18 protein-coding genes and 1 tRNA gene are annotated in these 18,504 nt (G+C 57.9%); 14 read left to right on the top strand and 5 right to left on the bottom strand.

The window, feature by feature from the left end; genetic code table 11:
- Window positions 1-43: 43 nt before the first annotated feature.
- The 6 genes from ACN0Q0_RS03570 (at window position 44) to ACN0Q0_RS03545 (ending at window position 6,892) form a co-directional block, all read left to right on the top strand.
- Window positions 44-1,387, top strand: a complete 1,344-nt coding sequence (locus ACN0Q0_RS03570; protein WP_417241995.1) for a M16 family metallopeptidase — start codon at window positions 44-46, stop codon at window positions 1,385-1,387.
- Entirely contained in the window at window positions 1,384-2,688 is a 1,305-nt protein-coding gene (locus tag ACN0Q0_RS03565) for a M16 family metallopeptidase (RefSeq protein ID WP_417241994.1), read from the top strand. Before ACN0Q0_RS03570 ends, ACN0Q0_RS03565 begins: the two co-directional genes overlap by 4 nt.
- 67 nt (window positions 2,689-2,755) lie before the next feature.
- A complete protein-coding gene (gene mutL, locus ACN0Q0_RS03560) occupies window positions 2,756-4,654 on the top strand; it encodes a DNA mismatch repair endonuclease MutL (protein WP_417241993.1) in 1,899 nt (632 codons plus the stop codon).
- The gene (locus ACN0Q0_RS03555) at window positions 4,651-5,814 is read left to right on the top strand and encodes a DNA recombination protein RmuC (RefSeq protein WP_417241992.1); all 1,164 of its coding nucleotides are present in this window, start codon (window positions 4,651-4,653) and stop codon (window positions 5,812-5,814) included. The genes mutL and ACN0Q0_RS03555 overlap by 4 nt, the downstream gene beginning before the upstream one ends.
- An 88-nt stretch (window positions 5,815-5,902) precedes the next feature.
- Window positions 5,903-6,304 (top strand): DUF3775 domain-containing protein, encoded by a 402-nt coding sequence (locus ACN0Q0_RS03550; protein ID WP_417241991.1) that lies wholly within the window; start codon window positions 5,903-5,905, stop codon window positions 6,302-6,304.
- 78 nt (window positions 6,305-6,382) lie between these two features.
- Entirely contained in the window at window positions 6,383-6,892 is a 510-nt protein-coding gene (locus ACN0Q0_RS03545) for a hypothetical protein (RefSeq protein WP_417241990.1), read from the top strand.
- 106 nt (window positions 6,893-6,998) lie between these two features.
- Here ACN0Q0_RS03545 and ykgO read toward each other — a convergent pair whose 3' ends face one another.
- On the bottom strand, window positions 6,999-7,124 hold the full coding sequence (gene ykgO / locus ACN0Q0_RS03540; RefSeq protein ID WP_005850168.1) for a type B 50S ribosomal protein L36: 126 nt from the start codon (window positions 7,122-7,124) through the stop codon (window positions 6,999-7,001).
- 61 nt (window positions 7,125-7,185) lie between these two features.
- Window positions 7,186-7,260, bottom strand: a tRNA-Val gene (locus ACN0Q0_RS03535).
- A gap of 173 nt (window positions 7,261-7,433) precedes the next feature.
- Here ACN0Q0_RS03535 and ACN0Q0_RS03530 point away from each other — a divergent pair.
- Window positions 7,434-8,294 (top strand): N-formylglutamate amidohydrolase, encoded by an 861-nt coding sequence (locus ACN0Q0_RS03530; RefSeq protein ID WP_417241989.1) that lies wholly within the window; start codon window positions 7,434-7,436, stop codon window positions 8,292-8,294.
- A 3-nt stretch (window positions 8,295-8,297) separates the two neighbouring features.
- Here ACN0Q0_RS03530 and ACN0Q0_RS03525 read toward each other — a convergent pair whose 3' ends face one another.
- Window positions 8,298-9,551 carry a DNA polymerase IV gene (locus ACN0Q0_RS03525; RefSeq protein ID WP_417241988.1) on the bottom strand — a complete coding sequence of 418 codons (1,254 nt, stop codon included), beginning with the start codon at window positions 9,549-9,551 and terminating at the stop codon, window positions 8,298-8,300.
- 89 nt (window positions 9,552-9,640) lie between these two features.
- Here ACN0Q0_RS03525 and ACN0Q0_RS03520 point away from each other — a divergent pair, with 89 nt between their 5' ends.
- Genes ACN0Q0_RS03520 through ACN0Q0_RS03510 form a run of 3 tightly spaced genes read left to right on the top strand, consistent with a single transcriptional unit; the run spans window position 9,641 to window position 11,248 of the window.
- Complete coding sequence (locus tag ACN0Q0_RS03520; RefSeq protein WP_417241987.1) at window positions 9,641-10,534, top strand: SPFH domain-containing protein; 894 nt, start codon at window positions 9,641-9,643, stop codon at window positions 10,532-10,534.
- Entirely contained in the window at window positions 10,534-10,818 is a 285-nt protein-coding gene (locus tag ACN0Q0_RS03515; RefSeq protein WP_417241986.1) for an NfeD family protein, read from the top strand. The genes ACN0Q0_RS03520 and ACN0Q0_RS03515 overlap by 1 nt, the downstream gene beginning before the upstream one ends.
- Entirely contained in the window at window positions 10,808-11,248 is a 441-nt protein-coding gene (locus ACN0Q0_RS03510) for an NUDIX hydrolase (RefSeq protein WP_417241985.1), read from the top strand. The genes ACN0Q0_RS03515 and ACN0Q0_RS03510 overlap by 11 nt, the downstream gene beginning before the upstream one ends.
- Here ACN0Q0_RS03510 and pyrF read toward each other — a convergent pair.
- Window positions 11,245-11,955, bottom strand: coding sequence for an orotidine-5'-phosphate decarboxylase (gene pyrF, locus ACN0Q0_RS03505; RefSeq protein WP_417241984.1), 711 nt, complete (start codon window positions 11,953-11,955; stop codon window positions 11,245-11,247). The genes ACN0Q0_RS03510 and pyrF overlap by 4 nt on opposite strands.
- Window positions 11,956-12,025: 70 nt before the next feature.
- Window positions 12,026-12,301 (bottom strand): hypothetical protein, encoded by a 276-nt coding sequence (locus ACN0Q0_RS03500; RefSeq protein ID WP_417241983.1) that lies wholly within the window; start codon window positions 12,299-12,301, stop codon window positions 12,026-12,028.
- 172 nt (window positions 12,302-12,473) lie between these two features.
- Here ACN0Q0_RS03500 and clpB point away from each other — a divergent pair, with 172 nt between their 5' ends.
- The 4 genes from clpB to msrQ all read left to right on the top strand — a co-directional run bounded on the left by clpB (window position 12,474) and on the right by msrQ (window position 18,385).
- Complete coding sequence (gene clpB, locus ACN0Q0_RS03495) at window positions 12,474-15,101, top strand: ATP-dependent chaperone ClpB (RefSeq protein WP_417241982.1); 2,628 nt, start codon at window positions 12,474-12,476, stop codon at window positions 15,099-15,101.
- 142 nt (window positions 15,102-15,243) lie between these two features.
- Window positions 15,244-16,740 (top strand): FMN-binding glutamate synthase family protein, encoded by a 1,497-nt coding sequence (locus ACN0Q0_RS03490; protein WP_417241981.1) that lies wholly within the window; start codon window positions 15,244-15,246, stop codon window positions 16,738-16,740.
- Between the two features lie 107 nt (window positions 16,741-16,847).
- On the top strand, window positions 16,848-17,774 hold the full coding sequence (gene msrP, locus ACN0Q0_RS03485; protein WP_417241980.1) for a protein-methionine-sulfoxide reductase catalytic subunit MsrP: 927 nt from the start codon (window positions 16,848-16,850) through the stop codon (window positions 17,772-17,774).
- Entirely contained in the window at window positions 17,774-18,385 is a 612-nt protein-coding gene (msrQ, locus tag ACN0Q0_RS03480; RefSeq protein ID WP_417241979.1) for a protein-methionine-sulfoxide reductase heme-binding subunit MsrQ, read from the top strand. Before msrP ends, msrQ begins: the two co-directional genes overlap by 1 nt.
- Window positions 18,386-18,504 lie beyond the last annotated feature (119 nt).

The raw sequence follows: 18,504 nt of genomic DNA, 5'->3' as shown, positions 1-18,504 counted from the left end.
GGTGGCGCAACTATGTCGTGAACGCATTTAGATAGGTACTCGAATGATCCGTAATCTCGCCGTTGTGTTGAGTGTGCTTGCCTCCCCGCTTTTTGCCGTGGAGGTCAGCCAGTTCGAGTTGGATAACGGTATGGAGGTCTATGTCCTCGAAGATCACCGCGCTCCCGTTGTTGTGCATACCGTGTGGTACAAAGTGGGCGCTGCCGATGAGCCGATGGGCAAAAGCGGTATTGCGCATTTCCTTGAGCACCTGATGTTCAAAGGTACCGACAAGATGGCCGCGGGCGAGTTGTCGGAAACCGTGACGCGTAATGGCGGGTCGGACAACGCGTTTACCTCGTGGGATTATACCGCTTATTACCAACGGGTTGCCGCTGACCGTTTGCCGTTGATGATGGAGATGGAAGCGGACCGGATGCGCAATCTGCAGATGACCGAAGAGGACGTGGTGACCGAGCGCAATGTGGTTCTTGAGGAACGCAATATGCGCACGGAGAACAACCCCGGTGCGCTGTTCATGGAACAACGCCGCGCCGCGCAATATCTCAACCACCCTTACGCCATTCCGATTATCGGGTGGAAGCACGAGATCGAACAACTCAATCGTGATGACGCCTTTGCGTTTTATGCCCGCTATTATGCGCCCAACAATGCCACCCTCGTGGTGGCGGGGGATGTCGATCCCGATGAGGTGTTCGAGATGGCAAAAACCTATTTTGGTCCAATTGCGCCCACGCCGGATTTGACGCCACGCCTGCGCCCGACCGAGCCGCCGCAATTGTCCGAGCGCCGCCTGTCCATGTCGGACCCGCGTGTGTCGCAGGCCTATGTCACACGGACGTACCTTGCGCCGGAGCGCAACACAGGTGACCAAAAAGAGGCCGCGGCTTTGCAATTTCTCGCGGCGCTGTTGGGGGGCGATGCCGCGACATCGGTGTTGGGGCAAAAATTGACATTCGAGACGCAAAAGGCGGTCTATGTGTCTGCATATTATGATGGTGCAACATTGGATGCGGCGAGTTTCGGGTTGGTGATCGTGCCAACGCCCGATGTGAGTCTGGAGGATGCGGAGGCCGCATTGGATGGCGCCATTGCCGAATTTATGGACGAGGGCGTCGATCAGGAACAGTTTGACCGCCTTAAATCGCAACTCCGCGCGTCCTTGATCTATGATGAGGACAATATCGAAGGATTGGCGCGCCGGTACGGCGAGCTTTTGACGCTTGGCCTGACCTTGGATGATATTCAGGCGTGGCCGGATGTGCTTGGTGCCGTGACGCCCGATGACGTCATGGCCGCCGCGCGTGCCGTATTTGATAAATCCAACGCTGTGACCGGATGGTTGATGCCAGACGCGCCACAAGCCGCCACGGAGGTGACGCAATGATCCGTATTCTGGCCGCGGGCCTCTTTGCCATTTTCACAACCTCTGCACAGGCCGCTGTCGAGGTTCAGGACATCACCACACCTGACGGGTTCAAGGCATGGTTGGTTGAGGAACATTCGATTCCCTTTACCGCGCTCGAAATCCGGTTTCGCGGTGGCTCGTCACTGGACCGTGAGAACAAGCGGGGCGAGATCAACCTTATGATGGCGCTGATCGAAGAGGGGTCGGGCGATTTGGATGCGCAGTCCTTTGCCAAGGCCCGTGACGCGCTTGCGGCCAGCTATTCGTTCGACGCGGGCATGGACAGCGTGTCGATCTCCGCGAAGTTTCTTACCGAAAATCGCGATGTGGCCGTGGCGCTTTTGCGTCAGGCCATTTTGGAGCCACGCTTTGACCCCGACGCAATCGAGCGGGTCAAAGGGCAGGTGTACTCGGTGATCCGCTCCGCGCAGACCGACCCAAGCGAGATTGCATCGGCGATGTTCTATTCCAATGCCTTCGGGACACACCCGTATGGCACCTCGGCGGACGGTACGTTGGACAGTGTCGAGGCGCTCACCCGTGACGACATGTTCACCGCGTATACAAACGCGATGGTCAAAGATCGCGTGTACATCGGGGCGGTCGGGGACATCACCGCAGAGGCGCTTTCGACGCTCATTGATGATCTGCTCGGGGATCTGCCACAAAGCGGTCCCGATATGCCCGCATCCATTGCGCCCGCGCTGCATGGGGGCGTGACGGTGGTTCCCTACGAGACGCCGCAATCTGTGGTTCTGTTTGGTCATGCAGGCATCGCGCGGGACGCCGAGGATTATATCCCCGCCTATATCGCCAACGAGATTTTCGGCGGCGCCGCCGAAAGCCGTTTGATGGAAGAAGTCCGTGAAAAGCGCGGGCTGACCTACGGTATCGGCGCATACCTTGCGTCATTTGATTACGCAAATATGGTGGCAGGCCAATTTTCATCGGCCAATGGTGCCGTGGCCGAAGCTGTTCAAGTGGTCAAAGACGAATGGGACAAGATCGCCCGTGATGGCATTACGGCCGAGGAGCTGGATATCGCAAAGACCTATCTGACGGGTGCTTACGCGTTACGGTTCGACGGGAATGCGCCGATTGCGAAAATTATGGTTGGGATGCAAATGGTTGGCCTTAGCCCTGATTACATTACCAAAAGAAATGACATGGTGAACGCTGTGACACTGGATGAAATCAACCGTGTGGCGCGGGCGCTCTATGATCCCGAATCGCTGACGTTTGTTGTCGTGGGCCAACCCGAAGGATTGAATGCCGAGTAAAACCGGCGCGAAATCCTGCCGAATTCGGCATAGTCGAATCGGGAGGGGCCATGCTACCTCTAGTGGCATGAATTCCCCACGCCCCAACATAAGCTATGAACCGCGCCCCTGGATCCGTCAACTGGACGAGGGGGCCATCAACCGTATCGCGGCGGGCGAAGTGGTCGAGCGACCTGCGTCCGCGGTGAAAGAACTGGTTGAAAACGCGGTCGATGCGGGCGCGCGCCGGATCGAAATTGACTATGCCGATGGCGGCAAAACCCTCATCCGTGTGACCGATGACGGCTGTGGGATGACGGGCGATGATTTGCCGCTCGCCCTGTCGCGCCACGCTACGTCAAAGATCGACGGTTCCGACCTTCTCGACATTCACACCTTCGGGTTTCGTGGTGAGGCTCTGCCGTCGCTTGGTGCTGTTGGTCGCCTTAAAATCACCTCCCGCGTTGAGGGGGGCGAGGGCGTATCGCTGACCGTGTCGGGCGGACATATGGAGCCGGTGAAACCCGCAGCCTTGTCAAAGGGGACGATCGTCGAGTTGCGCGATTTGTTCTACGCCACGCCCGCGCGGCTCAAATTTCTGCGTACAGACCGTGCTGAATCTCAGGCGATCACCGATGTGATCAAGCGCCTTGCGATGGCCGAGCCGTTTGTGGGGTTTACCCTGCGTGACGTGTCGGGCGGGGGCGAGGGGCGCGTGACGTTCCGCGCCGACCCCGAAAGTGGTGATTTGTTCGATGCTCTCCACGGACGTTTAGCACAGGTTTTGGGCAAAGAGTTTGCCGAAAACGCCTTGGCGATTGATGCCGAGCGCGAGGGGCTGCATCTGACCGGCTACGCTGCCTTGCCCACCTATTCGCGCGGATCCGCCGTGACGCAGTTCCTGTTCGTCAACGGACGTCCCGTCAAAGATAAACTTTTGGTCGGGGCGCTGCGGGGAGCCTATTTCGATTTCCTGAGCCGTGACCGCCATCCTGCGGCGTGTCTGTTCATCGATTGTGATCCGCATCTGGTTGACGTGAACGTCCATCCCGCCAAATCCGAGGTACGGTTTCGCGATCCCGGATTGGCGCGCGGGTTGATCGTCTCGGCGTTGCGCCACGGGTTGGCGGAGGCCGGTCATCGGGCCTCCTCGACTGTGGCCAATGCCACTTTGGGCGCGATGCGGCCCGAGGGGCAGGGCGATGTCCCGCGGTCCTACCAGATGGATCAGCGGTCAGTGGGTGGTTTCGCGCGGGGATACACACCACCACCGCGTCCCTCGTCGGATGTGATGGAGCAGAGCTATCAATGGCAGGCGCCAGAGCGGTTCGACACCCCGGGGTTTGCCGAGGCGGCCTATCCGTCTGCACGATTCGAGGATGTGGAGGCTGCGCCCGAGGTTGAGGCGCTCCCGCTTGGAGCCGCCCGTGCGCAGGTCCATGAAAACTACATCATTGCGCAGACCGGGCGTGGTATTGTGATCGTCGATCAACATGCTGCGCACGAACGTCTGGTCTATGAAAAGCTCAAGGCGCAGATGGCCGAAAACGGTGTGGCGTCTCAGGCTTTGTTGATCCCCGAAGTGGTCGAACTGGGGACAAATGATGCGCAGACGTTACTGGATCTGGCGGATGATCTGGCGCGACTTGGCCTTGTGATCGAACCCTTTGGTGGCGGCGCCATTGCCGTGCGCGAAACCCCCGCCATTTTGGGGCGTGTCGATGCAAAGGCGATGATCTCCGACGTGCTTGATGAGTTGGCGGATGTGGGCGATAGCCTCACCGTACAAGCGCGGATCGAGGCGGTGTTGTCGCGCGTGGCCTGTCACGGGTCGATCCGTTCGGGCCGCCGGATGCGTGCCGAAGAGATGAACGCGCTGTTGCGCGAGATGGAAGCCACCCCGCATTCGGGTCAGTGCAACCACGGACGCCCGACCTATGTGGAATTGAAACTCACCGATATTGAACGGCTGTTCGGGCGCACATGATCCAGATTGGCGCGACAACGATCAATTTGTCTGATCCGCTGACGGCTTTGGCCTTGATTGCAGGCGGGGTGCTTTTGCTCGTTGTTGTGCTCCTGTTCGTGATGCTTAAACGGTCGAGTGAGGCCGCACGTATGACACAGCCGCTCGCGGGCCAGATGTACCAATTGGGCCAAACCGTGCGAATGCTGTCGGACGGGCAGCAACAGCTTGCGGGCGGGTTGACCCATGTGTCGGAGGCGCAGGCGGCATCACAGGCGAACATGATCCAGTTGATGGAGAAGCGTCTGGCACTGGTTAGCGAAACGATGAACGAAAGTCTTCAGGGGTCGGCGCGGCGCACCGCACAGTCCCTCGGGGATTTACAACAACGCCTCCAAACCATCGATAAGGCACAGGCCAATATCGAAAAGCTGTCGGGAAATGTCTTGTCATTACAAGATATCCTGTCGAACAAGCAGACCCGCGGGGCGTTCGGAGAAATCCAGCTCAACGACATCGTGGGTAAGGCATTGCCCAAAGACAGCTATACATTGCAAGCAACACTGTCGAACGGCAAGCGGGCCGATTGTTTGATCCACCTGCCCAACCCGCCGGGGCCGATTGCCATCGATAGTAAATTCCCGCTAGAGGCCTATGAGGCATTGCGGCGCGCGGATACGCAATGGGAGTTGAATGACGCGGCCAGAATGCTGCGGGCGGCGGTGAAAAAACACATCAACGACATTTCCGATAAATATATCCTTGAGGGTGAAACCGCCGATGGCGCGTTGATGTTCCTGCCGTCCGAGGCGGTCTACGCCGAGTTGCACGCCAATTTCCCCGAACTTGTGCGCGAGGGGTTTGATAAACGGGTCTGGATCGTTTCGCCCACGACCTGCATGGCAACGCTCAACACCATGCGGGCGATTCTCAAAGATGCGCGGATGCGTGAACAGGCGGGCGCTATTCGCAAGGAACTGGCGTTGCTGCATGGTGATGTCGAGCGGCTCGGGACACGGGTCGGGAACCTTGACCGTCATTTCGGACAGGCGGCCAAAGACCTTGAGGACATCAAAATTTCGGCTGATAAGGCGGGCAAACGGGCGCACCGGCTCGATAATTTTGATTTCGAAGAGCTGGCTCCGGACGCGCCAGTCGTGCCGATCACGTCCGGAACGTGAAACGACGCGGGGCGATCCGCGTTTGACCTAGGTCATGTCTGACCTGCATCCCAGAGCGCACACTCGACCATGAAAGATATGGAGGAGCATGATGGATATCAGCCCAAACAAAGTCGGTTTTGTGATTGTCAGAGCGCGTGAACTTTCTGTCAAAGTGGGCCGTTGGGATCGATCGGGCGACGATGCCGATGCTGATACCATTTACGAATCCCGCCGCTCGGACGCCACGGGGAGCGAGCTCAAAAGCTTCATCAAAAATCTCAATGAGGATGAAAAGGCCGCTCTGGTGGCGATTATGTGGATTGGCCGCGAGACCTTTACGGCCGACGATTATGACGAGGCGTTCGAAACAGCCAGGCAAGAGGCCTCGGCCCCGACGGAAAACTACCTACTCGGTATCCCGCTTTTGGCTGATTACCTTGAGGACGGATTGGAATCGCTTGGTGTCGACACGTCCGAATTGGAAGACGAGCTTTACCGCAAACTCTAATGCGCCGGTTGTCGCCGTGATGTGATTGTCGCAGACCTGTTCTCTCTGCTACCAATACGGGAACGGAGAGGAGACCCCATGCGATTTTTGACAGGTATTGTGGCGAGTATTGTGTTGCCCCTGAGTGCGGCGGCCGATCCCGTCACACAGGCGGTGCAATCCTATTGCATTACACCTTTGGCCAATGACATTGCGCTCGGTTTTGGCCTTGAGCGGGCGCCAAAGGAGATGGAGGGTAAACTCCTCAACGGGAAAGTGGCAAAGCTGTATCGCACCGATGATTCCCGGGTGTTGGTTGTGGCGCATGAAAGCGGGCAAACCTGTGAGATTATGGCGCTCGGCACCGATATCGTTGAGTTCGCGGTTGCCACGTCTGAGTGGCGTGTGGACGGGGTGCAGATGACCGCAAGCGCCAGTACCAACATCAATCCGGAGGGCCAAAGTGGCGGGTATTTCGCGGCGGCGTTGGAGGCCGGTGGCTACGTACAGTCGTTTGTGACGGTCCTGCCCGAGCGGCATTTCATCGGCGTGACCACATCGCGGGTGGACGATAGCGCACAGGCACGCGAAGTGTTGCAGGACCAATGAGCGGCGCAAGCAGCCCGTTCTGAAACAAGCCCACCATGCAACACGACATAGAAAAAGCCGCGCGGGTCGCCCCGTGCGGCTCAATCAATAATCGCTGCTGAACTTCTTAACCCTGACGGGCCTTGAAGCGGCGTTGCGTCTTGTTGATCACGTACACGCGGCCTTTACGGCGCACGACGCGGCAGTCGCGGTGCCGGTTTTTCAGCGAGCGGAGTGAGTTACGAACTTTCATAGTCTTTCTCCTAATCGCGGCGCCTGCGTGCGCCAGTTAAAACCTATCCAACGTCAAAGAATGGTGGGCGTAACAAGGTTCGAACTTGTGACCCCTTCGATGTCAACGAAGTGCTCTACCACTGAGCTATACACCCATCCTACCTCGGAAATTTGCGCTTTACTCTCCAAGGCCTTGTGAGCCCCGAAAAACAAAACGCAGGATAATTTCCGCGTCAGTTCGTGGGCGTATAAAAGGAGTCGGGTGATTGATCAAGGGCTTTTGGTGAGTAATTTCACTCGTTATAGTTTCGAGCAAGAGGACCCATGCATGAGCAACGCGTCATATCTGTTGAAACACCCCAAGGAAAGAACCACGTCGGTTGTCTTTTCCTCGCCGCATAGCGGTCGTGAATACCCTGAAAGTTTTGTAAAACAATCGGTTCTCGATCCTTTGACGCTGCGTTCGTCCGAGGATGCCTTTGTCGATTTGTTGTTCAAACAGGTCACTGATTTCGGCGCTCCGATGATCTCGGCTGTGTTCCCGCGTGCCTGGGTTGATCTCAATCGCCGCCACGACGAGTTTGATCCCGCTCTGATCGAGGGCCTTGTGCGTGGTGTCCTAAGTCCCCGCGTGACCTCGGGGTTGGGTGTTGTGCCCCGTGTCGTGGCGGGCGGGCGCAATATTTATCGCGGCAAACTCACCCGTGAGGAGGTGCGGTCGCGCATCGAGGTGTTTTGGAAACCCTATCACGCCGCGCTTAAGTCGCTGTTGGACGAGGCGCATGCGGCATTTGGCCAATCGATTCTGATTGACTGCCATTCGATGCCACACGAAGCCTTGGTCTCGAGCGGCCCGCGCATGGCAAAGCTGCCCGAAATTGTGGTGGGTGACCGTTATGGTGCCTCGGCCGATCCGCGCATCGTCGCACAGGTCGAGGCGGCGTTTCGCGCCGAAGGGTTTGCAGTGACACGCAACATGCCCTTTGCGGGCGCGTTTGTTGTCGAACACTACGGGCGGCCAACACAGCGGCGCCATGCGATTCAGGTCGAAATTGATCGCTCGCTTTATATGAACGAGGCGCGCATTGAGCCACGGGCGGAGTTTGCCGAGGTTCGCGCGGCGTTGCTGCGTGCGGCGCGTCGTGTCGCGGCGATCGAGGCCGACGATGTGCCACTCGCCGCAGAGTGACGATCAGCGCAAGGATCGGCCTTTAACGATGGCGTCCTTGCCGAATTTTTTACGAATTTTGTCACTGGCCTCTTCGGCGCGGGCGCGTTTGATTGCATCGGGGTCAAGCAGGTCGGGCGAAAGATCCGCCCCGCTTGCATCGACCAGATTGGACAGGCCCACACCGATCAAGCGAAACGGCGCTTTGTCCATCGTATGATCGAGCAACCCGCGTGCCGTACGGTACAGCCGGTCAGCGGTATTCGTTGGATCATACAGGGTCAGGCGGCGTGTGAAGCTCGCATGTTTGGCGTTTTTGACCTTGAGCGTTACAACCCGCCCCGCAATCCCTTTGGCCTTGGCGCGATCCGATACCTTTTGCGCCAACCGCCACAGGTGTCCGTCGAGCACATCAAGGGCGGCGGTGTCTGCGGAAAATGTGGTTTCATTGGAGATGGATTTCATTGGCCGCCTGGCGGAGATCCGGCGCATATCCTGACCGCGCGCCAAATGCCAAAGGCGGTCGCCCATTGCGCCAAACCGCGCATGAAGGTCGTCTTTTTCCCAACGGCGCAGGTCTGTGAAGCTGCGGATGCCGGCCTTTTCCAACGCGGTCCGTGTCGCGGCCCCCACGCCCCAAATCAGGCTGACAGATTTGTCGGCGAGAAAGTCCATCGTTTCCGCCTCACCGATCACCGAAAATCCGCGGGGCTTGTCGAGGTCTGACGCGATCTTGGCGAGGAATTTGTTGTGACTTAGGCCAATGGAGCCGGATAGGCCCAGTTCGTCTGCCATGCGATTGATGAGGCGGGCAAGCATCACGGCGGGGGGACGACCGTGAAGTTTTGCGGTGCCACGCAGGTCCATAAAGGCCTCGTCAAGCGAAAGCGGCTCCACGTCTGGCGTCAGCTCGTCCATCAGCGACCGGATCGCGCGGGAGGCTTCGGCGTAGGCCGCCATGCGGGGCGGGACAACGATGGCTTCGGGGCATAGTTGCAGGGCTTTGAACATCGGCATGGCCGAGCGCACGCCCTTGATCCGGGCAATATAACATGCGGTTGTCACAACGCCGCGTTGTCCGCCCCCCACGATAAGGGGTTTGTCGCGCAGGTCCGGGTTGTCGCGCTTTTCGACCGAGGCGTAAAATGCATCGCAATCCATATGCGCCACGCCAAGGTCGAACAGCTCGTCATGCACCAGAATACGCGGCCGCCCACAGGCAGGGCAGCGGCGTCCAACGTCAAAGGTGGTGAGGCAATCGCGGCATAGGGCGGGCATGACAAGTCCTTGAACTGACGCGAGACTATACCCACATAACGCTCTATACTATCCATAGAACAAAGAACTTTACGAAGACAGGGACGCCAATGGAACCTTCTGATTTCTCACCTTTTTTGACGGGCGGAAACGTTGTTGCGTTGGCGCTTGCCGCGTTTATCGTCATCCTTATTCTCAAAGGCGTGCGGATTGTCCCGCAGTCGGAGAAATACGTGGTGGAGCGCTTTGGGCGCCTACGGGCCGTGCTTGGGCCGGGGATCAACCTGATCGTGCCGGTTGTTGATAATGTGCGCCATAAAATATCGATTCTCGAGCGCCAATTGCCCAATGCGATGCAGGATGCGATCACCTCGGACAACGTTTTGGTCAAGGTGGAAACATCGGTGTTTTACCGCATTACCGAGCCCGAAAAAACCGTCTACCGTATTCGTGATGTGGACGCCGCGATTGCAACGACCGTGGCGGGGATTGTGCGGTCACAGATTGGCAAGATGGAACTGGACGAGGTTCAATCCAACCGTGCGCAATTGATTTCCACCATTCAGGAATCGGTTGAGAATGCGGTGGACGATTGGGGTATCGAAGTGACCCGGGCGGAGATCCTCGATGTGAACCTCGACGAGGCCACGCGCTCCGCGATGCTGCAACAGCTTAACGCAGAACGCGCCCGCCGTGCCTCCGTGACCGAGGCCGAGGGCAACAAGCGTTCGGTCGAGTTGAACGCCGATGCGCAATTGTATGCGGCCGAGCAAGCGGCCAAAGCCCGCCGGATCCAAGCAGACGCAGAGGCCTACGCGACAAGTGTTGTGGCCGTGGCAATTGCGGAAAACGGCATCGAGTCGGCACAATATCAGGTGGCCCTTAAACAGGTTGAGGCGCTGACGGCGCTTGGCAACGGCACGGGCAAACAGACCATCGTTGTCCCCTCGGCTGCCCTTGAGGCCTTTGGTGACGCGTTCAAACTGTTCAAAGGGGCGAAATGATGGATGGTGGCCTAATCGTGCAATGGTGGGCGTGGGCGGTTTTGGCCATCGCCTTTTTCGGGTTCGAGGTCCTCGCACCGGGATTTGTGTTCCTGGGCTTCGGGGTCGGTGCGGGCCTTGTCGCGGGTCTCATGGCGTTGGGCCTGTTCGGACCCAACATTGCGGTAATCTTGTTGGTGTTTGCCGTCATCTCGTTGCTGTCCTGGTTCGCAATGCGTCAGGTGTTCGGCATCCGAAAGGGACAGATCAAAAAGTGGGATATCGACATCAACGATGATGTTTGAATTTGACGGTTCCGATTTTGACGGGGCCAAGATTGCGATTTTGCGGGGTGCGGATGTGCTCACGTTATTGCGCGATGATTTTGCTCACATCCCGTTTCCAAACCATTGGGATTTACCCGGTGGTGGCCGTGAGGGGATCGAGACGCCGCTCGAAACCGCTGCCCGCGAATTGGCCGAAGAGCTCGGGCTTGTGATGGATCCGGCCCGTTTTATCTATGCCAGAAAAGAGGCCGCGTATGACGGGATATCCGCACCGGTGTATTTTTTCGTCGCGCGGTGGGAGGCGCTTGTGGATTCCACGATCTGTCTGGGTGACGAGGGGCAAGACTGGCGTTGGATGGGGGTGACCGATTTTCTCGCTCACCCGATGGCGGTCCCGCCCCTCAAGGATCGTTTGCGCCGTTATGTTGACGATGCGGCGATGCTTTAAGCGCCCGCGATTTCGTCCTGGATCATTTTGGCGGCGGCGTGTGGATCGGCGTGTTGCCAGATCGGGCGGCCGACCACGATGTGATCCGCGCCATCTGTGATCGCTTGTGCGGGGGTTGCGACACGTTTTTGATCCCCAAGCGCCGCACCGCTCGGGCGCACGCCGGGGGTGACGATGAGTTTCCCTTCGGCTTCGGGCAGGGCGCGGATGAGGGCGGCCTCTTGTGGCGATGCGATGACGCCATCTGCGCCTGCGGCAAAGGCGTTGCCCGCACGCTCCTGAACCAAATCGCGGATGTCGCCGGTTTTGATCAGTGCGCCGTCAAGGTCGGCACGATCAAGAGAGGTGAGGATCGTGACGGCGAGGATTTTCATGTCCGATCCGCTTGCCCCCTCTTTGGCCGCTTTGACCACATAGGGGTCGCCGTGGACGGTGAGGAAATCCATGTCGAACTGGGCGATCCCGCGGACCGCATTTTCCACGGTCGCGCCGATGTCAAAGAACTTCATGTCGAGAAAGATCTTTTTGCCGTGCTCCTGTTTGAGCTCGTTGGCCAGTGCAAGGCCGCCCCCTGTCAGCATACCGAGGCCGATTTTGTAAAACGAGGCCGCGTCGCCGATACGGTTTACAAGGTCGAGCCCCTGCACAACGTTTGGTACATCAAGGGCGACGATAAGACGATCTCGGGCAGATACGGGAGCAGACATGGGACATCCTCTTTTATACTGTTTCCCTCACATGCGCTGTCCACCTTTGAGGGTCAAGAGTCTGTGGCCATTACGCGGCGGGGGAGGCGTGGTGTCCGACATGCATTGCGTGGGCAACTATGGATTTCAGATGCGCAATATTTGCGCCCCGTTCCTGTTTGCGGATGACCCGTGCGCGCAACACCAATCCCCGTGAGACTGTTTCGAAATCTGCGGTAATCGGCGCGGCCAATTCCACGGGATAGGTGATGCGATCCGTTCCTTCGTGGAAAATTACGCGGGCCTGAAACCGTTGTGTGGCGGCGTTAAAGGTGAGGCCGCTGACCTGAACGCGGTAGGGTTTCATTTTGCATCTCCTTCGGGGCTCAACGCAGGTGGTGTTCGATTGTTCCAAATCTGTGCTGATAACCCTTGAGATTGAGTCAATGCGGTCCCATTTAAATATCAAGGTTCCGACCCGGGGCGCGCCATATCGGGCGTCATCAAAAGCGGAACGCTTTATATGAAAGGAGATACCGATGGACATGGAGAAGTTCACGGAGCGCTCGCGCGGCTTTCTTCAGGCTGCGCAAACGATTGCAATGCGGGAGAGCCACCAGTCGCTCAAGCCCGAACACCTGCTTAAAGCCCTTATGGATGACAGCGAGGGGTTCGCCACGAGCCTCATTTCGCGCGCGGGCGGTGACGCGAAAGCGGTCGCGGCCAGTGTGAATGCCGCCGTTGCCAAGTTGACGCGTGTCACGGGCGATGCGGGCCAAACCTATATGGACCAAAGCACCGCAAAGGTGCTTGATGAGGCTGAAAAGATTGCCACGAAAGCGGGCGATAGTTTTGTCCCCGTCGAGCGGCTTTTGACGGCACTTGCCCTGTCGCGTTCCGAGGCCAAAAAGGCATTGGAAGCGGGCGGTGTGACTGCGCAGGGCCTCAATGAGGCGATCAACGACATCCGCAAGGGCCGCACCGCTGATAGCGCGTCCGCCGAGGACGGGTATGAGGCGTTGAAAAAATACGCCCGCGATCTGACCGAGGCCGCCGAGCAGGGTAAAATCGACCCGATTATCGGACGTGACGAAGAGATTCGCCGCGCGATGCAGGTGTTGTCGCGCCGGACCAAGAACAACCCCGTTTTGATCGGGGAACCGGGTGTGGGTAAGACCGCGATTGCGGAGGGTCTCGCACTGCGCATTATCAATGGCGATGTGCCTGAATCCTTGCGCAACAAAAAACTTATGGCGCTCGACATGGGCGCCCTCATTGCCGGGGCCAAATACCGTGGCGAGTTCGAGGAGCGGTTGAAATCTATCCTCAAAGAAATCGAAGCCGCAGCGGGTGAAATCATTTTGTTCATTGACGAGATGCACACGCTTGTCGGCGCGGGCAAGGCCGATGGCGCAATGGATGCCGCCAACCTGATCAAACCCGCACTTGCGCGCGGGGAGCTTCATTGTGTTGGCGCGACCACACTTGATGAGTACCGCAAATATGTCGAGAAGGACGCCGCTCTTGCCCGCCGTTTCCAACCCATTGTGGTTGAGGAGCCAACGGTCGAGGATACGGTGTCGATTCTGCGTGGCATTAAAGAGAAGTACGAGTTGCACCACGGCGTTCGGATTTCCGACAGCGCACTCGTGGCGGCGGCCACCCTGTCGCACCGTTATATCACCGACCGCTTTTTGCCCGATAAGGCGATTGACCTCGTGGACGAGGCCGCATCGCGGTTGCGGATGGAAGTGGATAGCAAGCCCGAAGAGTTGGACCAGTTGGATCGTCAGATCCTACAGCTTCAGATCGAGGCAATGGCGCTTGGCAAAGAGGACGATGATGCCTCGAAGTCGCGCCTTGAAAAGCTTGAGGGCGAGTTGACTGCGCTTCAGGAGCAATCTGCCTTGCTGACCGCAAAGTGGGAAAACGAGCGTCGTAAACTTGAGGGCGCCCGTGATCTCAAAGAGCAGCTTGATCAGGCCCGCGCTGCGTTGGAAATTGCCAAACGTGAGGGCAATCTCGCCAAGGCGGGGGAGCTGTCCTACGGTGTGATCCCGCAGTTGGAGAAACAACTGGCCGAGGCCGAAGCGGTTGAAGCCGCGGCGGACGGAGCCTTGATGGTCGAAGAGGCCGTGCGCCCTGAACAGATCGCCCAGGTAGTGGAGCGGTGGACCGGCATCCCGACCTCCAAGATGCTTGAGGGCGAACGGGACAAACTGTTGCGGATGGAAGACGGGTTACACAAACGCGTCATCGGTCAGCATACGGCCGTTCACGCCGTGGCCAATGCCGTGCGCCGTGCGCGGGCGGGCCTGAATGACGAGAACCGGCCGCTTGGCTCGTTCTTGTTCCTCGGACCGACCGGCGTGGGTAAAACCGAACTGACAAAGGCCGTGGCCGAGTTCCTGTTTGACGATGACAATGCGATGGTTCGCATCGATATGTCCGAGTTCATGGAGAAACACGCCGTGTCACGTTTGATCGGCGCCCCTCCGGGCTATGTTGGCTATGACGAGGGCGGCGTTTTGACCGAAGCCGTGCGGCGCAGACCCTATCAGGTCGTGTTGTTCGATGAGGTTGAGAAAGCGCACCCTGACGTGTTCAACGTGTTGTTGCAGGTTCTTGACGATGGGGTTTTGACCGATGGTCAGGGCCGCACCGTGGATTTCAAACAAACGCTGATCATTCTGACATCGAACCTGGGGGCACAAGCCCTGAGCCAGATGCCGGACGGGGCGGATCCGTCACAGGCGAAACGCGATGTGATGGACGCGGTGCGGGCGCATTTCCGCCCCGAGTTCCTCAACCGTCTCGACGAGACGATCATCTTTGACCGGTTGGGACGTGAGGATATGGGCGGGATTGTTGAGATTCAATTGGGTCTTTTGGCCAAACGTCTGGCCAAACGCGATATCGTTCTGACCCTTGATGAGGGGGCCAAACAGTGGTTGGCCGACGAGGGCTATGACCCTGTGTTCGGGGCGCGTCCGCTCAAACGGGTTATCCAGCGTGCGTTGCAAGACCCGTTGGCCGAAAGCCTGCTTGCGGGGGACGTCAATGATGGTGACGCCATCGCGGTGACAGCAGGGGCCGAAGGGCTGATTATCGGCGAGCGTAAAGGCGCGTCGAACCGGCCCAAACCCGACGATGCGGTTGTCCATTAACAAAGCGATATAAAAGACCAGAGGAAGGCGGCCCGATCGGGTCGCCTTTTTCATTCCGGCGTAGGACGATATGTTTGCGTTAACCCTGTTGTCATCTCGGGCGCTTATGTCAGGGTGAGCGAAAAGTGAGATGGAGATGGCGATGGTGATTTGGGCTTGGGCGATGAGTGCGTTACAGGTTTTGGCGCTTGTGTTTGTGGTTGTGGTCGGTTTGGTGGCGCTTTGGGCGTTGGTGATCTACTTCTTTGACAAAAGCCAAACGCGCGATGCGATCTTGCGCAACTACCCTGTGATCGGCCACTTTCGTCATTGGTTCTCGGTTCTGGGTGAGTTTTTCCGCCAATACTTCTTTGCGATGGACCGCGAAGAGATGCCCTTTAACCGTGCGCAACGCGATTGGATTTACCGTGCGGCTGACGGAAAAGGTAACACCGTGGCCTTCGGGTCCACCCGCAGTCTCTCCATTCCCGGCACGCCGATCTTTATGAATGCTGCCTTTCCGCCACTCGATGACCAGTTCACCATGTCCGAACCCATGGTGATCGGTCCGCATTGTCGTGTGCCTTATACGGCCAAGTCGATTTTCAATATTTCCGGTATGTCCTTTGGCGCGATTTCAAAGCCCGCCGTTCTGGCGCTCTCAAAGGGCGCAAAGGAGGCGGGGATTTGGCTCAACACGGGGGAGGGGGGGCTGTCGCCATTCCACCTCGAGGGGGGCGGTGATCTTGTCTATCAGATCGGCACGGCAAAATACGGTATGCGCGATGAGGACGGCAATCTTGATGATGACAAGCTGCGCGAAATGGCGGTGCATGATCAGGTAAAGATGTTCGAGATCAAGCTCAGCCAAGGCGCGAAGCCTGGCAAGGGGGGGATTCTCCCCGCTGCAAAGATCACGGCGGAGATTGCCGCGATCCGCGGGTTGAAACCCGGAGAGGATGGCGTTTCCCCGAACCGCCATCGTGAGGTGGATGATTTCGCAGACCTGCTCGATTTCATCGCCCATATTAGAGAGGTCACGGGAAAGCCTGTCGGGTTCAAGTTTGTGGTTGGGTCCTCGCGACCATGGGCGGAGTTTTTCGAATTGATCAACGCGCGCGGTCCCGAGAGTGCGCCGGACTTTATCACCATCGACGGCGGTGAGGGCGGAACGGGGGCGGCCCCGATGCCGCTGATCGATCTGGTGGGCATGCCGATCAAGGAAGCCCTGATCCGGATTGTGGACCTGCGGGACAAATATGGTCTGCATGATCGTATCCGCATCGTTGCAGGCGGCAAGCTTGTGAACCCCGCTGATCTGGCGTGGGCGATTTGTGCGGGCGCCGATTTTGTCGTGTCCGCACGCGGATTCATGTTCTCGTTGGGGTGCATTCAGGCGCTTAAGTGCAACAAGAATACCTGTCCAACGGGGATCACCACCCATGACCCGCACTTGCAAAAGGGGTTGGTGGTCGAGGACAAATATAAAAAGGTTGCCGCCTACGCCAAAGCGTCGATCAAAGAGTTGGAAATGATTGCGCATTCCGTGGGGGTTTTGGAGCCGCGTCAGATGCGCCGCAGCCATGTGCGCATCGTTCAGGCCGACGGCACCTCTATTCCGCTCGACCGTATCGTTCCGGGATTTAATGGTGAGGAGTGAGTGTTCGGGGCAAACGTTACAATTCTCCAACGCAGATGTGAAATGAGTTTGGTTTGCCAATGAACATGTGCGGGCTACCGTCATGGAAACACCGAAAGGGCCGGCAGATGACATTTAAATCCAAACTCAAATATTCCGATATCACATCCGAGCACACGTATATGAACCGCCGCGCGTTATTGGCGGGCATGGTGGGTGCGGGCGTGTTGGGCGCGACAGGGGCGCGGGCGCAGGACAAGCCCGTTTTCTCGATCAACGGGTTCGACACAACCGAGACGCCCAATACCTATGAGGAAATTACGACCTACAATAACTTCTACGAGTTCGGCACCGACAAGACTGATCCTGCAAAATATGCGAGTGCACTGACGACGGACCCTTGGTCGGTTGAAATCGACGGACTTGTCGAGCGCCCCGGATCCTACGGCCTCGGCGATATTCTGGCCAAGATGGATATAGACGAGCGCATCTACCGGTTCCGCTGCGTCGAGGCATGGTCGATGGTCATCCCGTGGAACGGCTTCGAGCTGCGTCAGCTTTTGCAATTGGCGGGGATACAATCCAAAGCCAAATATGTGCGGTTCGAAACACTCTACCGCCCCGAAGAGATGCGTGGGCAACAACGCCCCCTTCTGGATTGGCCGTATGTCGAGGGTCTGCGCCTTGACGAGGCGATGCATCCGCTCACTCTTATGGCCACGGGGCTCTATGGCAAAGAGTTGCCAAATCAGAACGGCGCGCCGCTGCGCCTCGTTGTGCCGTGGAAGTACGGGTTCAAGTCGATCAAATCGGTGGTGAAAATTACCCTGACGGATACGCAGCCCGTGAATACCTGGAAAGCGATCAATCACCGCGAGTACGGATTCTATTCCAACGTGAACCCCGAGGTGAGCCATCCGCGCTGGACCCAGTCCTCCGAGCGGCGCATCGGGGGCGGTCTGTTTGCCAAACGCATCGAGACCGTCAAGTTCAACGGATATGAGGAACAAGTGGCCGACCTGTATAAAGGTATGGACCTCACGGTGCAGTACTAATGGCGTTGGTCGATGCTGTGAACAAAGTGGCGCGGCGCATTCCCGCGTGGCCTCTTTATATAGTGGCGATCATTCCGCCCGTTGTGATGTTCTACTGGGCGGTCACGGGGCGTCTCGGCGTGGATCCCGTAAAAAGCCTCGAACACGAAATGGGCGAGCTTGGCCTCAAGGTCCTGATTGCAACGCTCGCCATTACACCGCTGCGCAAATTTGCGGGCCTCAACCTGATCAAGTTCCGCCGTGCCTTGGGGTTGATCGGTTTTGCCTACATCTTTCTCCATCTTCTGGTCTGGCTTGTTCTCGATGTGCAAATTGTCAGCCAGATCATCAAGGACATCCTCAAACGTCCCTATATTACGATCGGGATGGCAGGGTTTGTTATGATGCTGCCGCTTGCGGTGACATCGAACAACTGGTCGATCCGAAAGCTCGGGTCGAAATGGCGCGGGCTACATAAGCTCTTCTATCCTGCAATCTTGCTTGGCGCCGTTCACTTCGTGATGTTGGTCAAAGGGTGGCAGGTGGAGCCTCTTGTCTATTTGGCAATTGTCGTCGCTCTGTTGGCCACGCGCGTAAAGATGCCAAAGAGACTACGACCCGCGGCGTCGTGAGGTTTCGTGAAGTTGTGTTTTGGGAAGGGCGGTTCGGGTACGGGCCGCCCTTTTTCGTGGAGCGGGTTGTGGTGAGTGTGGTTTTTTGGGTGAATTGCGGGTGAGAGCGGTGTTTGAGC

It is taken from the genome of Celeribacter sp. (genome assembly GCF_048259695.1).
Taxonomy (GTDB): domain Bacteria; phylum Pseudomonadota; class Alphaproteobacteria; order Rhodobacterales; family Rhodobacteraceae; genus Celeribacter.
This window is presented reverse-complemented; position numbering and strand designations above follow the sequence as displayed.

Excerpts from the sequence above, each read along its gene's own strand:
- ACN0Q0_RS03570 (WP_417241995.1), top strand. The coding sequence starts at position 44 with ATGATCCGTAATCTCGCCGTTGTGTTGAGTGTGCTTGCCTCCCCGCTT.
- ACN0Q0_RS03565 (WP_417241994.1), top strand. The coding sequence starts at position 1,384 with ATGATCCGTATTCTGGCCGCGGGCCTCTTTGCCATTTTCACAACCTCT.
- mutL (WP_417241993.1), top strand. The coding sequence starts at position 2,756 with ATGAATTCCCCACGCCCCAACATAAGCTATGAACCGCGCCCCTGGATC.
- ACN0Q0_RS03555 (WP_417241992.1), top strand. The coding sequence starts at position 4,651 with ATGATCCAGATTGGCGCGACAACGATCAATTTGTCTGATCCGCTGACG.
- ACN0Q0_RS03550 (WP_417241991.1), top strand. The coding sequence starts at position 5,903 with ATGATGGATATCAGCCCAAACAAAGTCGGTTTTGTGATTGTCAGAGCG.
- ACN0Q0_RS03545 (WP_417241990.1), top strand. The coding sequence starts at position 6,383 with ATGCGATTTTTGACAGGTATTGTGGCGAGTATTGTGTTGCCCCTGAGT.
- ykgO (WP_005850168.1), bottom strand. The coding sequence starts at position 7,124 with ATGAAAGTTCGTAACTCACTCCGCTCGCTGAAAAACCGGCACCGCGAC.
- ACN0Q0_RS03530 (WP_417241989.1), top strand. The coding sequence starts at position 7,434 with ATGAGCAACGCGTCATATCTGTTGAAACACCCCAAGGAAAGAACCACG.
- ACN0Q0_RS03525 (WP_417241988.1), bottom strand. The coding sequence starts at position 9,551 with ATGCCCGCCCTATGCCGCGATTGCCTCACCACCTTTGACGTTGGACGC.
- ACN0Q0_RS03520 (WP_417241987.1), top strand. The coding sequence starts at position 9,641 with ATGGAACCTTCTGATTTCTCACCTTTTTTGACGGGCGGAAACGTTGTT.
- ACN0Q0_RS03515 (WP_417241986.1), top strand. The coding sequence starts at position 10,534 with ATGGATGGTGGCCTAATCGTGCAATGGTGGGCGTGGGCGGTTTTGGCC.
- ACN0Q0_RS03510 (WP_417241985.1), top strand. The coding sequence starts at position 10,808 with ATGATGTTTGAATTTGACGGTTCCGATTTTGACGGGGCCAAGATTGCG.
- pyrF (WP_417241984.1), bottom strand. The coding sequence starts at position 11,955 with ATGTCTGCTCCCGTATCTGCCCGAGATCGTCTTATCGTCGCCCTTGAT.
- ACN0Q0_RS03500 (WP_417241983.1), bottom strand. The coding sequence starts at position 12,301 with ATGAAACCCTACCGCGTTCAGGTCAGCGGCCTCACCTTTAACGCCGCC.
- clpB (WP_417241982.1), top strand. The coding sequence starts at position 12,474 with ATGGACATGGAGAAGTTCACGGAGCGCTCGCGCGGCTTTCTTCAGGCT.
- ACN0Q0_RS03490 (WP_417241981.1), top strand. The coding sequence starts at position 15,244 with ATGGTGATTTGGGCTTGGGCGATGAGTGCGTTACAGGTTTTGGCGCTT.
- msrP (WP_417241980.1), top strand. The coding sequence starts at position 16,848 with ATGACATTTAAATCCAAACTCAAATATTCCGATATCACATCCGAGCAC.
- msrQ (WP_417241979.1), top strand. The coding sequence starts at position 17,774 with ATGGCGTTGGTCGATGCTGTGAACAAAGTGGCGCGGCGCATTCCCGCG.